The sequence below is a fragment of the Acinetobacter lwoffii genome (assembly GCF_049367455.1).
GTDB lineage: Bacteria > Pseudomonadota > Gammaproteobacteria > Pseudomonadales > Moraxellaceae > Acinetobacter > Acinetobacter lwoffii_W.
Map to the genome: position 1 here is coordinate 23,269 of NZ_JBMPXW010000007.1, position 14,862 is coordinate 38,130.

Consider the following 14,862-nt stretch of genomic DNA (forward strand, 5'->3'; position numbering starts at 1 on the left):
TATGAAAAATTTTAAAATTATTAGTTTATGTGCCTTACTTGGAGTCGGTGCGCTACAAGGTTCACAGGCTAATTATTATGAAGAAGATAAAGTGATTCAAAAAAATATGATGAATCCTAATGCTCTAAATAATAATAATTCTGAATGGTTGAAGGCTCAGGAAAAAGCAGAAAATCAGCGGAAGGCATTTGATCAAGTGCAGATCCCTGAAAAAAACAATCTTCCAAATATTAATGTTGGTCAATTTACTAATGTTGATGTGGGAAAGATTGCAGAGAGATATAAAAAGCGAGTAGAAGCAGAAAAAAAATCGGTAACTGGTGTTATCGGTTTTGTGAGCTTTTCAATGCCTGATGCTTCAATCAAGAAGATCATTGCAGACACTCTTAAAGTGAATGGAACTGTTTTGTTTATCGGGTTTAAAGACAATGATTTTAAAGCAACAGCTAAGGAAATTAGACGCTTAGATATTAGAAAAGGGAATATTCAGATAAACCCAAATGCGTTTAAACAATACAAGATTGATGTAGTGCCAAGTATCGTTATGGTTAAGGCAAATGCAGAAGAAAATCTTGATGGTGAAGGCTGTGTTTTTCCTGAAAAATATTCAAAAGTTGTGGGTGATGTTTCTTTAGATTATGCACTTGAAGTAATGGAGAAAGAGGAAAAAGGAGAATTAAAACAGCTTGCAAGCACTTACCTTAGTCAGTTGAGAGGGAAAGCTCATGAATAAGGTTTTAATCACTTTATTTTCACTGTTTTGTTGTGTCGGCTCTTATGCCGACACTTCTTATGGTCAGCAACTTGGAAGTCAGTTTGGAAAGGAATCTCTAAACTCTTCGGGTAATGTTGTTAATGAGTCAAAAGGTAAACAATGGCTTCCAGGTTATTCAGAAACAGCGAAAGAGGAAATGTACTATCAAGGTGGCATGGGAAATATCAACCAAGATGGATACACAAAATATGCTCGTTGTTCTAATCCCAATTCAACACTGACAGCGGATGAAAAAATTGAATGTGAAGCAATTAATTTTGTGAACAACAACCCAAAAGGACGTAAGCTCTATGAGGTTGATCCTAAAACAGATCCAGTAATTAAAAGTAGTAACGAAATTAAAGAAAGTGCGACCACAGCTTTCAATAACAATCAAACTTGTTTTCAAAAGACTGTTAAAACGAATGCTGTCTATGAAGAAGAAGTTTGTACACAAAGTACAGCACTTTCAGAGCAACAGTGTTTAGCTCAAACCGTTAATGATGTATGTCCAACAACAATTGATGGAAATAGTTGTAATGGTGAAACAGGTATTGAACGTGCTGCTCTAACGACCACAGGTAATGATAATTCCTATATCAGATATGAAGGTAACAGGTTAAAACTTGGATTAGGGTATAGATCAAACAAGCCACTTACAAGCTCTACTGCAACCTATAAGGTGACAATAAGAAATAGGAGCAAATTAAGAAATATCAAATTGGTAGGCAGTACATATGATGACGCTTATTTGCTGAAAATTAATGGTGTGGAAGCTTTGGCCGTAAACATAGGTGGAAAAGGTGATAATGCCCAATTTGCATCTAATAAAGAGCTTGGCGAGTTTTTTGTTGAAGGTGTGAATACTATTGAATTAACGGTATATAACAACGTCAGAAATTCGCCATATTATGCAGATTTAATAATTGACGTTCCGATGTATTGCGAATGTACAAAAAAAACAACGAATACTTGTAATGATGACATTCTGAAAAATAGCAATTGTGGTGTGAAGGATGAAATATGCCTAGAAAAAGACTGGAAAGGCGAGTGCATTAAGAAGCAGCAAAATCTAGTTTGTAAAAACACGATGTACACTCAAAAAACACAAAGCTGTCAAACCCAAAATATTACTCAATGTAAAAACCCAGGTGGAGCATTACGAGATATTTCAACTTGTGATGAAGGAATTGACTATGACTCTTTAAAACTAATTAAAGATAGTGGGAATGCGAGTTTTAATAAAACAGGAAATGATTTTGTAATCAGTGCTCGATGGAGTGGAAAGGGGGTTAAGGATTGGGAAGTTGCATTTGATATTAAGAATGTTAGTAAAGTGAACATGATTTTAAAATCATTACATTACGATAACCGAGGCATTGTTTATGTGAATGGAACAGAGGTACTTAATAGATCTACAAATAAAAATACGACCTATAACGCCAACCTAAATTTAAAGCCTTGGTTAAAGAATGGTAGAAATACTATTCGGATGTATATAGATAACTGGTCGGGGCCAGGAGCAGGGATTCTAACAGTAAGTACAAATTATATGTGTTCTTGCTCGACTGAGAAAGTTGATACATGTGCTTTAGGCAACTCATGTAAATTATTGGAAGAAACATGTACAGATGAATCAACAAAATTGATCAATGGAGTAATGGTCAAGGGCTGCTGGAATACGACTAAAAAATATAGCTGTGAAGCAAATGGTTCAACAGTTTCAGATTGTCGTCCTTTGCTTGAAAAAGGCTGTTCACAAATAGGTAGTGAATGCACAAGTAAAGATGCTAAGGGTGTTTGCCTAAGTTATAGCCAAAAATATCAGTGTGAAAAAACTCCTGCCAGTGAAGAAGTAAAAACAATTTGTGTAGATGCAGATTGTGTAGATGGTAGCTGCTTAGAAAAAGAAGCTGATGAAAAAGATGGTGACTTTGCAGAAGCTATCACAATGATGGAAGCAGCACGTGAAGCTGGCCTTTACATGGAAAAAGACTATGCAGGCACATTGCAGCTATTTAACGGTGAAGAAAATAAATGCACTGTGAAAGTATTGGGCGGTAGTAATATTATGAGCTGCTGTAAACAAGTAAAAATTGATGCAAGTGCAGGTACAAACAAGAATACTGGAAGCACTCTAACAGGGGCATATGGTAATTCTCCTGATGCTCCTACACAGCAAACACCAGGTTCACCATATCAATATGATGACGTTTACAATGACGACAAGTTGCTTAAGCAGCTTCAATCTCAATTGACTTTTGGTTGGTTGGAATGTAGTGAATCTGAGCGTGAATTAGGGGTTAAGAGAGGGAGCAGCTTGTGTACCCATGCAAGAACATGGTGTTCTAAAAAAGATCCAGTTTTCGGATCATGCCTTGAAGAAAGTAGAGCGTATTGCTGCTTTAAATCAATTTTAGCCAAACTAATCAATAGACAAGGCAGAGCACAGCTAGGCTTAAGTTTAGAACAATGTGGTGGCTTGACGATTGATCAAATCCATAAATTAGACTTTTCAAAAATGGATCTTACTGAATTTAAAAACTCTATAGCACCTTCAAATATGGACTTGGATTCAAAGGTGAAAGAGCTAAGAGATCAAGTGACTAAACAAGCTGTAGGGGGATATTACAATGACTAAGCTAAGTTTTTTATCTTTAACAATGATGTGTTTAGTTAGCCTCAATACAAATGCAGCTAATAGTCAAAAGTCAGTATTTGATTACGATTCTGTCTGGAAATGCGATACAACAAAGCGTAACTGGTACTGTGATGATGAAGAAAAAACCACACAAGCTATTAGGCCGAAAAAAGAGCCAGTTGCGATACCGCAACAGGCTCAACCAGTGCTTAAAGATTTATCCAAAATTAAAGATGCAGAAGAGTTAAGAAAAGAGCTTAAAGTTCGGGAGGATATTGCTGTTATGAATCCTACCGAAAAAAATATTAAGAACTATTTAGATGCTTGGCATCTTGTTATGGATAAAAGTACAGTCTTTACAGATCAGTGGCGTAGGGTAGTTTGGGGAAATCCTCAGTATGACTACTCTTTAAAGAGTCCGAGTAACAACAGTGCTTTACGTGTAAATAATCAAATCAAAGATGAAAACAGAGGCAATTATTTACGTGAAATCGCTAAAGAACATGGTTTGATTTTCTTCTTTAGAAGTGACTGTCCTTATTGTCACCAATATGCACCTACTTTGAAAATGCTTTCAGAAATGTATGGAATAGAAGTCCTGGCCGTAAGTATTGATGGGGGAGGATTGCCCGACTTTCCTAACTATCGAGATGGTAGAGCTGTAGCTCAACAATGGGGAATTGAGAAAGTTCCAGCGACTTTTATTGCATCTAAAAAAACGAATGAACGTGCTCCAGTTGGTTTCGGTGTTATGTCACTTCAAGAAATTATTGAACGTATTTGGGTGCTGACAAATACAACGCCTGGTCAAGAGTTCTAGGAATAATAAGTATGAAAACGATTAAGAATTTAATTATCGGTATAGCTCTAGGTAGTGCATCTCTTACAGTCAATTCTTCACAATCAATGAGTGATGTATTTGACAATATTAATGCTTATGGAAATGTTGGAGGTGCAACTTCGATCCAAGGGCAAACTCAGAATTTTTATACTGGTGGATCTGCATTTGTGCGAATCCCTAAAAACACATATAACTTAGCATCATTAACCCCCCCTTCTGCATCTGCTGGTTGTGGTGGAATCGACATCTATATGGGTGGGTTCAGCTATATCAATAAAGAACAGTTTGTCGCAATGGCTAAAAACATTGGGTCAAATGCTTTAGGTTATGGCTTTAAACTCGCAATGCAAAACCTTTGTCCTACTTGTGACAACGTATTACAGGCACTTCAATCCACTTCTCAAGCCATTAATAGAATGAATATTGATAGTTGTGAAGCTGCAAAAGGTGTAGTAAATGCAACTACTGCTCATTTGGACTTAAAAGGCCGTGAACAGTCAGCATTGAATTTTGGTACTTTCAAAAATATCTTTTCTGATATTTCGGATGGTTGGGGAAGTATTAAAGGGAATGCTAATAAAACAGATCAAGTAAATAATAGTGTTCAACAAAGTGATCCAAGTATTAAAGATCATACACCAGCAAGCGGAAATTTGACCTGGAAAGCGTTAAGCAAGGCTGGATTAACCACTTCTGAAAAGCAGATGATTATGGGCATGATCGGCACTGTAGCTATTGTGAAAGATGCAAATAATCAAAATATTGTTAAACCATATGCAAGACGTGTAAACAACATTAGTGACTTTATTGGTAAGCCTGGTGAAACAAGTGTGAAGTTACCAGTTTGGGCGTGTGCAAATGGTACAGGAGTTGATCAATGTACTGAATTGGTGGCATCGGAACAGAACTCAACTAGCTTTTATTGGATGGTTAAACTCAAGTTGGATGGTTTGATTAATGCGATTGCTAATAGACAAAATATTGCCAATAGCCAAGAACTCATTGAGTTTGTAAATGTGACTGACATTCCAGTTTATAAGCTGGTGGCTGTAAATACACGTTATGGAAACGGTGATGCAGCACGTTTTGCGCTAAATAATTATTACGAATTACTGGCTGCTAAGTATGCTCAAGCATATGTGGAAATGGTAGCACGTGATGTAAATGCAGCATTAGATAATTACTTAGCAGGAACACAAAGTGAACTTTACTCTCAAGAATTAAAACGCTTAAAAGAAGAGATCATTCAGCTAAGACAAGAAGTTAATACAAGCATTGCAACAACATATCAGCGAACAAATGTCGCTTATAACATTGCGATGGAAGTGAATCAAATGGAACGCACATTGCACTCCAATATGTCACAAAGCCTCAGACAAAGCATTGCCTTTGCAAACACTCTTAAGTAAGGAGGCAATAGCTAATGAATTTTGAAATAAATACTTATTGGAATGTAGAGGTCACTTACCAAATTTTAAATGGGGTAAGTGCAATCATGCAAAATGGAAACTATTTAGGGCTTATAAAACTCGCATTTTTAATTATGTGCCTGATTTCACTTATTACATTTATGTGGAATAAGGACATGGGTTTTTTCCGTTGGTTTTTCCAGGCATTGCTTTTCACTATGCTAATTAACATGCCTATTGCGCGTGTTGTATTAACAGATAATTTAAGCCAACAACCGCCTAAAATTGTTCAAAATGTACCTTGGCTATTAGCAGCTGGGGGAGCATTCATTAACAATACAAGTGGTTGGCTCGTAAAATCATATGAAACGGTTTTCAACATACCTACAGCACTAAGTCTACATGGTAGCGGTGACATGGGATATGGACAAGCTTTGGTAAAACATGCAAACAGAATCACTATTACAGATCCAGTTTTAAGATCCGATGTAATGCAATTTTTTAAAGAATGTACTATTTATGACATTCAAGATGGTTACATTAGCTCTAGTGATATTGCGAATAGAACTGATAGCTGGAATATGATTTTAGGAAATACCAATCCAGCTAGATTTGTGACATTTGGTTCTATCGGTGGTAATCCAGTCACAAGGACTTGTTTAGATGCTGGCAATGATCTTAAGACAAGAGTTCAGCAAGGTTTAGAAGCATCCATGCGGTATTACGGAAAATCATTCTTTAATAGATTTCCTGATGATATGGCATACACCATGTATCTTAATACGTTAGGAACATCATACAGTTGGATGCTTAATTCTAACCAAGGTGCAAGTGATGCTGTTAAACAATCAATGTTTAACAATGTTTGGCGTGAAGCTGGTACAGAACTTCCAGCATTATTAAATGATCCTTCAAGGGTGGCAGAAATAACGGCAAATGCTGGCGCAGCAATGGGGGCTACTCAAGTAAAAGGTAGCATGAGTGTAGTTACAAAGCTTGCTTATGAAGTAATCCCACAATTAAGAAATTGGCTTGAAGCGATTCTTTATAGTTTATTCCCAATTGTATTAGTGCTACTGATCTTATCGAGAGCAGATAATATGTTAGGAATTTTAGGGGCTTATTTTTCATCCCTACTAGCATTAGGACTGATACCTTTATTTTTTGCAGTAATCAATCATATTTCCTTAATTTACATGAAATTAAAAGCAGATGCTTTAGATCTTGCAGCTGGTGTTCCATTTGGTCAAATGGGAGTTCTTGAAGGAACATTGATTGATGAACAAACAATGGTCGGGTACATGGTCATTTTGTCTATTGCTTTGGCATCTTGGCTTGCATTCAAAATGAATGGCTCAATAACTGGCGTTGGTCAAAGAATGATGATGGCATGGTCTGCTGCTGGTAGCGCGGGATCAAGTCTAGCAACGGGTAATGCCTCAATTGGTGAGCAAACGATTGATAATATTTCTGCAAATAATACTAACATGCACAAAATGGACACGTCAGAGTTGTACAACAACAATGGACGTTCTTATGTCGGTAGTGATGCTGTAAGAACTCAATACAATAATGGAGATGTTGCAACACAATACCATAGTAATGAACTGCATTATGGGGCAATGGTAGGTAGTGGTATATCAAGGAATCTTGGAACAGAGAGAAGTCAAGAATTAGGCTTGTCGCAGAATCAGAACTTTGATGCAAGCCGAACTGATGGTTCAACTTACTCTTACGAAAATTATAAGGGGCAAGGACGTAACGATATTCAGGGAGTCGGTGTCAACACAACAGCTGGTTTAACTGGTGGTGATAGAAGAGATTTCAATAATAATTTGGGAGTGGGTTCAACTTCTGCTGAATATGGAAATTATAATGATTCACGATCTTTTGACCAAAGCTTAAATGGTGGACTATCAGGGAATGCTGGTGTTGCATTACCTAGCGGTGGAAATAGTGGTGGCGGTGCTATTAATCCAGTCACAGGTTCGCCAGGTGCAGCATCACAAGGTATTCCAGGATTGCCAAGTGGTGCAGGTGGAACAGGTGGTAAACCAGGACAAGGTATGCCAGGGAATCAACTTGCAGGTCAAGGGGGCAGTGGTAGAGGTGCTGGATTACCTGGTTACGGTAGCTTGGGTGCTCATGGCGGTGTTGACTTTAGATACAACGAAGGTGCAAACGTAGCTAAAGGTGCAGAAGTTAGAGAACAAGGGGATCGTAATGAAGGTATTAACCAAAATATCTACCTTGACAGAAACGGTAGTAGAGTTGATACAAATGAGTTGCAACGTCAAAGTAATCAAGATCGTGGCATTAGAGAATCAGCATCAGTATTTAACAATGATCAAGTTGTAAGTAGTGAAAACGCTAGTCTTAATAAGTCACAAGCTTCAAGAGAAACAGCATCTCTTAATTATGCACGTTCTCTTAATTTTGAAACTGATTATGGTAGAAGTATTACCCATGCAAGTGACGTAGCAAGAGCAAATAATATGTCACCAGGCGAATACTCAACATTGCCACAAGCACAACAAATTGCTTTATCTAATGAATATTTGATGAAGCAAGAAGAAAAAACACTTCAAATGCCTACTAATTTCTTAAATGGAGATAAAGTACCAAATAATTCAGATTACTTTGTAAGTTTCGATCAGTATAAAAATGAAATTGCTGAAAGATATGGGTTCGATAGTAAAGCCCAAAGTAATCTTGATCGGGTAGGTGTTGATCGTAGTGATGTTCAGCCAATTCAACCGAATATGAGTACACCAGGCATTGTAAGAGGTGCTGAAAGTGCAATTGATGGGAAAGTTGGTGAGCTAAATGAAAAAGAGAAAAAGCTAAGAGATGATGCAACGACTAAGATTGATTATGATCAAGACTTAAAACCTGATAGTAAAATCACTAAAACATTACAAGATAAATTAGGTAATGTGGACACGTGGTTCGGAGGTGATTCACCAAAAAAGTAACAGACCATGCCTTAAGGGCAAATTTTGATAGGCATGGTGGACATGTAATAAAAGCTGCCAGGGAATTAGGAGTGAATCCAAATACGGCAGTTGCAATTGCAGCAATAGAGAGTTCCTTTAGACCGAATAACGTTTCTTCTACAGGGGCAACAGGTTTGGGTCAGTTTACAAGAGGAACATGGTTAGATCGTGTTAAGGCTGCTAAACATCCTGAATTGAAGGCACTTCAAAAACTAAGTGAAGAAGAGCAATTGAAATATAGGAAAGATCCTAGACTTAACTCAATTGCATTGGCTGAGAACATGATTGCAGCTGAAAGACGTATTCAAAATGCGTTTAAAGCAAATGGTATAAGAAGCCAAGTAACGGCAGCGGATATTTATGCTTTACATAACATTGGTAATCCTGGAATGAGTGTTGCAGCAAGACAAGGTAAAATGGCTAGATCTGCTGTTAGTGCTTCGGCACTAGAAGCAAACAGCGCACTTTACGTTAAAGGCTCAAGAACAACAGCTCAGGAATACATGAAACAAGTAAATAAAAAGTTGGCGCAGGCTGAATATAATATTAAGCATGGTAAGCCAGCTAAGTAAAAGAAAGGGTGCTAACAAGCACCCTTTTTTGTTAAATAAGATGATCTTCTACACGTAGCCAATAAAGAGAGCCTTCACCATTCTTTGCAATATCTAAGTGATGATTCCCTTGATATACAATTATGGTTTCTTCGGATGGGAAATTAAATTTGTTTATAAGGTTATTTTGATTAAGACTTAGCCAAAATGGTAAAACAAATTCAATATCTGATTTAAGGTCATTTAAGCTTTTAGTGTAATCTAAATCAAAATCATGGGAATATTTGCCATAAATTAATCTGTTAATTCCAGGTAAGCTTACTAATTTAACTTTCATAAATAATTCCTATGTAACTTTTCGCCAAGCCTTTATTTTTAAAAAAAAGATAAGTTGTTGATATGAAAAAATATGTTTTGACCAGGTATCACCGGCCAAGTCCGCTGGCCGATGACACATTTTGCAAATGCTATCGTTTTAATTTATTTGCTTGAAGTTTGCAATATATGGAACAGTTGGAAGTTGATTGGAAAGCTGAATAAAGTTGCGGTATCGCAAATTTTCAGCTTCAATTTCCTTTCTATAACGCCATAGTGTAACAGTGGAAACATTAAATTTTTTAGCAATAGCAGAATAACGGATCTTTTTATATTCCTTAACATTGCTATTCTTTTTTCTTAAAATATCTTTGAGTTCATTAAGCTTTTCATCTGTAAAAACTCTTTTTCTACCCTTGTACTCCCCTCTATCTTTACGAAGTTTAATACCTTCTCTTTGAGCCTCTTTAATGATGGATCTTTGGAATTGTGCGACAGCACCAAAAATATGAAGGATTAGTTCATCCATTGGATTTTTACTAAAAGAATTAAAAGTGAGGTTTTCTTTAAGAAATTTAACTGATACACCTTTTTTATTAAGTTTCTCAATAATTTTAAGTAAAAGAAAAAGATCACGTGCAAGGCGATCTAAAGAATGGACGATTACAGTATCGCCTTCACGGACAAACATCATCATTTCTTCTAGTTGAGGACGTTTAGATCTGATTCCAGTAATTTTATCAATATAGCAACGATCTAACTCAATATCGGCAAGTTGACGTTCTGTATTTTGATCAACACTACTTACACGGATATAACCAACAAGGTAGCCCTTACTTGTATTCATAAAACATTACTTATTCACTTAGAGTTCAGATTAATACATATTTCAATTTGAGAAAGCAACCCTAAAGTAATGAAAAAAATGATGGTATAGGCTCTAAAAAAAATATTAATTTAGGGTATACCCTATTGTAATATTTTTCTTGAAGGCATAAATATTTATTACTAGCGACTCATTGTTTGTCATTTATGACTCATAGTTTGTCATTGGACGACATATAGTGACATTTTATTAGTATTGATATTTTAATAATCAACGTGTTACTGTTTTTATAGTAAATACGCAATGACAGCTTATGTGTCGAAAAACCGATAGGATGACAGCTTATGTGTCGTAATTCTCTGTCATTATGTGTCGCAAGATCTTCTAAGCATTTGATTTTTAATTGATGGCTATGACAAGCTTTATGTCATGTGACAAATAAAGATTCATGTCAAATCATTTCTGTTTTTTATATACTGTAATAATTTCAACCAATCGGAATGAGCCATTGTCACATGATTGGTATTGTCAGAATCATATAAGTAACGACTAAATGTATTTCTACCTTTTCCTAAAATCTCTCTTACATTTTTCTGTTTTAAGTTATAAGTTGCTAATAACCTTCTTAAATTTGATGGAGTGTATCCAAACTCATAATCTTCTATATTCATAAGTCACCTAGGCACTTTTATATTTAATATCTTTGTGTAAATTAAACATTATAGTAGTGATAGTTATAATCCAAGATCTATAAGGTAGTTAATCATAGGAATGTAAAATTCATACCCTTCTCTAATTGCATCTGTAAGTACGTATTTATATAAATCAAATCCAAGAAGTAAACCAATTACATATATAACTAAAATAACACTAAATATATCTGATCTAACATATTGAATTAAAGCAACGATATACCAAGTAATAATGCTAGCTATTATTGGGAATGACCAAACCACTATAGTATAAAAGGCTGTCATAGATATAAGCCAAGACAGTATTAATAGAGCAGCTGAAATAACGGTTAATAAAGAAATAAATATAATTTGCCTGTTTATAAATACCTTTTGATCATTTCTTTTTAGTCTTTCATCTAATGTTTTTTTATTTAAACGATCTAATCCATTAGAGATAATTTTATCTAGTTCATCATATTTCATGGTATTTAATAGATTTAGTAAATTTTATATTATATTGTGCACCGTTTAACGGTGCATTTCAATAGTTGATAAAAATCTGAGTATAGTAATCTTTATTACTCTTATACAGTATTTTAAGATGCAATAAATCTTTTAGAGTGATCCAGCACTTTTATTTTGAAATTCAATTGTATTTACATCGTTGTTTTTCCAGAGTCTATCTGCACATACTGAATGGAATGCTAGGGCAGGAGTAATCTTTATATCCCCCATCACTGTATTTCTAGTAAATAAATGCTGCCATTCTTTAGGTGAATTTTGTTTACCTAAAAATTTATCCTCTAAGTAATATCCACGTGAACACATAACAGTAAAATTCGCTTTAATATTATGTTGAGGCTTTGGATGGATTAGTTTCATATCAAAAGATCTAATGTCATTATCATTTGTTTTAATTGAATTTTTATCTAGGTAAACTTTTATCAATTCCTGATCAGAAACAAAAGCATTTACTAATTCCCATTTAGGCTGTGCATTAGAAGCAACTGGTAGCAAAAAAAATAAAGATGTAAGTAACTTTTTCATTTTGAACTCATAATAAAATTTTAATATAAATATATCATTTTGTTACCCTATAATCAGCTCAGTCACAAATGAAATCATCTTCAAAAAAATCACAGATTTTTTCTAGCTAATTTAATTTGTTCGGCTTGCACCTGGATAGATCCACATGAGGGATTAGGTAATCAGGGAGTAGTAAGGTTGGGAAGTCGAAGATCCCGACTAGGCGAGTAGACACTCGCTCTAGGTTATTACAGTGGTATGGCTATAAATCATTTACCTAAATATTGATCATTTAAGGGGTGTGCTGGCAAAGTAGTAATATTCTGAGGATCATTGTTTAACAAAGGACTATTACTAGCTTGTTCAGCCCATCTAATAGCATTTCTATAATCTCTTAAACAAGAGAAACATAATAAAAATAGCCTAAGAAAAATAAAACCAAAAACGATTCCAGCGATAGAATTGAAATAGGCTATCACTGGAACGAAAGTGATTAAAAGTAATCCACTTAAAACAGTTGCGGTAAACCAAATTAAGGTTGTCATAAGCTACTCCTTATTACTTAAAGAGTAGAAATTTATGAGTTGAAGAAAGTAGGATCTATTGCTCAATAACCAATGCTGCAATATTACCTTGGAATGCTAGTGATGCTACTGTCCAACCTTTTGCATAAATTTCTGAGATCGTTAAGCGATTTTGACCAAGTTCAGGACATAAAAATTTGACTTCATAAATGTTACTCATTTGACTAGACATTGCTGTACAGGCAGTACCTTTTTTTGCGAAAGCAGTAGAGGAAAGAGATCCAGCCATTAAAGATAATGCTAGGACAGCAAATGATTTTTTCAACATGTTAATCATCCTTATTAGTATTAAGTAAAGTCAATTCGATGTGTACTCTATCATGATCATAAATTAAGTAGCCTGGTGTCAAATATAAAAGAATACAAAAGTTTGAAAACTGTTTTAAATTCACACAAGAAGATAGATAATATTCAGTATTCAATGTGAAGCTAGAAAAGCGGTGTTAAATGAAAAAAATAATCCTATTAGTGACTTTATCTGCTATTTTTACAGGGTGTACTACTACGAAATATACAAATTATTCCGATGCTCAACAGTGTAGAACATCGAGTGTTAATTGTGGAACTTGCTAGCATATATGCTGGATATACAGTAAGATTTGTGATAATTTATAGTAGTTTTAGGCTTCACTTTGAAGTTATAATAAAGACTATCTGTTTAGGAATAAAAATTACAGATAGTTTAAAGCCCAAGCAAACTTAATTACTTGGGCTTTAAGGGAAGAATTTAGTTGCTGCTAAATTCAACGAAATATTAGGGTGGCTACCCATTCAAGACGCATACAAGTTAGTGAATTGGCGTTCAAACTTGTAAGCTATGCAAACAATTCTACATGTGGATTATATTTTCTGCAAGTACGTTCGCTGGTCTTGTTGGGTCAACAGGACGTATTTATGAGCGCATTTGCATTATTTGAAGATAATTCACAAGAAAGTCAGACTACACTCGAATTAGTCTTAAATAGGCTATTTGATAACTTGCCTGAAAAACCATATTGTTCAGATGGTTTTGAATGGGGGTTAGGTACAAAAATAAGAAATAAAAAAGAAGCAATTACAAAGCCATATATTCAATTAAATCATCCAATGTGGAAAAAATACATAATCTTAGATATTGATAATCCAGGGGCAGTAGTAGACTGGATGTATGAAAACCCACATTTACCAGCACCGAATATTGTTATTGAGAACAAAAAAAACGGTAGAGCACACTTTGTTTATGAATTGTTAGATGCTGTAAGTTTTACAAACAAAAGCTCATTAAAGGCTCAAAACTACTTCAAAGCAGTAGAACGTGCTTTAACAAATGCGTTTGATGCTGATGAAAGATATAATGGAGTTATTTGTAAAAACCCATTATCAAGTAAGTGGCGTGTTTCCAGCTTTAAGGAAGAACCATATCACTTAAAAGAATTGGCAGATAAGTTAGAACTTGAATCAATACCTTTTATACGCCCAATTATGAGTAATGAGCACCAAAAATCTGCAAATGATGAAGATGTAATTTGTGGAAGAAATGATGAGGTGTTTCATACAGTAAGAAAATTAGCGTATAGAGATGTTAAAGATTTTAAAGATAAAGCAGGACAATTATTTGATCATTGGCTAAACCATGTATTAGAGCTGGTTAAGAATAAGAATGCAGTATTTACGAAGCCGATGGATTATAAAGAGTGCTTACATATTGCGAAATCTATTAGTAAATTCTGCTGGAAAAAGCATGAAGAGTGTGTGCAAAGGTTTAGTGAAAAGCAAGCTATTAGAGGCTCTAAGGGCGGTATAAAGAGATCTTTAAAATACGATGATATTAGAGCTAAAGCAAAGAAGCTATATAGAGCAGGAGAGAAGGTTAAGGATATAGCTGAGAAACTAAACGTAAGTGTAAGATCCATTCAAAGATACACTAAAGGATTAAAGCGTCTAACACTGTTAAGCATCCAAGATATTAATAAATATAGAGCTGCTATTGCAGAAAAATCAATGCGACAGTGCCCAAATCAGGTAGTAGCCGCTTTAGGCGGTGCTCTTGAATATTTACCTACGTTAATGGGTACATTGAGCTATAGCTTAAATATCTTTGAAGATATTAATCTATCTATTCATTCTTATAAGTACATGAATAAAAGAATACTGCATAGGCTATTCATAAAAGATAAAGCAGAACCTAGTTAAATAAAGCATTGGTGTTTAGATCTTAAAGAACTTCATAGAGAATTACCTTATACATTTAACTTAGTCTATTACT

General features: G+C 35.0%; 14 protein-coding genes. 7 read left to right on the top strand and 7 right to left on the bottom strand.

What is annotated here, in order from left to right:
• The first annotated feature begins 1 nt into the window (after position 1).
• The 6 genes from trbC to ACO1B7_RS15480 are packed head-to-tail and all read left to right on the top strand — an operon-like array spanning position 2 to position 9,213.
• Positions 2-733 carry a type-F conjugative transfer system pilin assembly protein TrbC gene (gene trbC, locus ACO1B7_RS15455; protein ID WP_312321245.1) on the top strand — a complete coding sequence of 244 codons (732 nt, stop codon included), beginning with the start codon at positions 2-4 and terminating at the stop codon, positions 731-733.
• The gene (gene traN / locus ACO1B7_RS15460; RefSeq protein WP_312321243.1) at positions 726-3,395 is read left to right on the top strand and encodes a conjugal transfer protein TraN; all 2,670 of its coding nucleotides are present in this window, start codon (positions 726-728) and stop codon (positions 3,393-3,395) included. The genes trbC and traN overlap by 8 nt, the downstream gene beginning before the upstream one ends.
• Positions 3,388-4,215, top strand: coding sequence for a conjugal transfer protein TraF (locus ACO1B7_RS15465; RefSeq protein ID WP_376745107.1), 828 nt, complete (start codon positions 3,388-3,390; stop codon positions 4,213-4,215). The genes traN and ACO1B7_RS15465 overlap by 8 nt, the downstream gene beginning before the upstream one ends.
• Before the next feature lie 11 nt (positions 4,216-4,226).
• Positions 4,227-5,645, top strand: coding sequence for a conjugal transfer protein TraH (locus tag ACO1B7_RS15470; RefSeq protein WP_312321241.1), 1,419 nt, complete (start codon positions 4,227-4,229; stop codon positions 5,643-5,645).
• A 14-nt stretch (positions 5,646-5,659) separates the two neighbouring features.
• On the top strand, positions 5,660-8,620 hold the full coding sequence (locus ACO1B7_RS15475; protein ID WP_312321239.1) for a conjugal transfer protein TraG N-terminal domain-containing protein: 2,961 nt from the start codon (positions 5,660-5,662) through the stop codon (positions 8,618-8,620).
• A gap of 47 nt (positions 8,621-8,667) precedes the next feature.
• A complete protein-coding gene (locus tag ACO1B7_RS15480; RefSeq protein WP_312321293.1) occupies positions 8,668-9,213 on the top strand; it encodes a transglycosylase SLT domain-containing protein in 546 nt (181 codons plus the stop codon).
• A gap of 31 nt (positions 9,214-9,244) precedes the next feature.
• On the opposite strand, the gene ACO1B7_RS15485 is transcribed toward ACO1B7_RS15480, so the two are convergent.
• From ACO1B7_RS15485 to ACO1B7_RS15515, 7 genes are all read right to left on the bottom strand, one after another.
• The gene (locus ACO1B7_RS15485; protein WP_312321238.1) at positions 9,245-9,529 is read right to left on the bottom strand and encodes a hypothetical protein; all 285 of its coding nucleotides are present in this window, start codon (positions 9,527-9,529) and stop codon (positions 9,245-9,247) included.
• Between the two features lie 138 nt (positions 9,530-9,667).
• Positions 9,668-10,354: a recombinase family protein gene (locus tag ACO1B7_RS15490; protein ID WP_423090366.1), complete on the bottom strand. Its 687-nt coding sequence runs from the start codon at positions 10,352-10,354 to the stop codon at positions 9,668-9,670.
• Between the two features lie 425 nt (positions 10,355-10,779).
• Positions 10,780-11,004, bottom strand: coding sequence for a hypothetical protein (locus tag ACO1B7_RS15495; RefSeq protein ID WP_312321235.1), 225 nt, complete (start codon positions 11,002-11,004; stop codon positions 10,780-10,782).
• 63 nt (positions 11,005-11,067) lie between these two features.
• Positions 11,068-11,490, bottom strand: coding sequence for a hypothetical protein (locus tag ACO1B7_RS15500; RefSeq protein WP_423090367.1), 423 nt, complete (start codon positions 11,488-11,490; stop codon positions 11,068-11,070).
• A gap of 132 nt (positions 11,491-11,622) precedes the next feature.
• Positions 11,623-12,054 carry a hypothetical protein gene (locus ACO1B7_RS15505; protein ID WP_312321231.1) on the bottom strand — a complete coding sequence of 144 codons (432 nt, stop codon included), beginning with the start codon at positions 12,052-12,054 and terminating at the stop codon, positions 11,623-11,625.
• A gap of 248 nt (positions 12,055-12,302) precedes the next feature.
• Positions 12,303-12,578, bottom strand: a complete 276-nt coding sequence (locus tag ACO1B7_RS15510; protein WP_423090368.1) for a hypothetical protein — start codon at positions 12,576-12,578, stop codon at positions 12,303-12,305.
• 55 nt (positions 12,579-12,633) lie between these two features.
• On the bottom strand, positions 12,634-12,885 hold the full coding sequence (locus ACO1B7_RS15515) for a hypothetical protein (RefSeq protein ID WP_312321227.1): 252 nt from the start codon (positions 12,883-12,885) through the stop codon (positions 12,634-12,636).
• Positions 12,886-13,511: 626 nt separating this feature from the next.
• Between ACO1B7_RS15515 and ACO1B7_RS15520 the strand changes: the two genes are divergently transcribed.
• The gene (locus ACO1B7_RS15520) at positions 13,512-14,789 is read left to right on the top strand and encodes a replication initiation protein (RefSeq protein ID WP_423090369.1); all 1,278 of its coding nucleotides are present in this window, start codon (positions 13,512-13,514) and stop codon (positions 14,787-14,789) included.
• Positions 14,790-14,862: the final 73 nt, after the last annotated feature.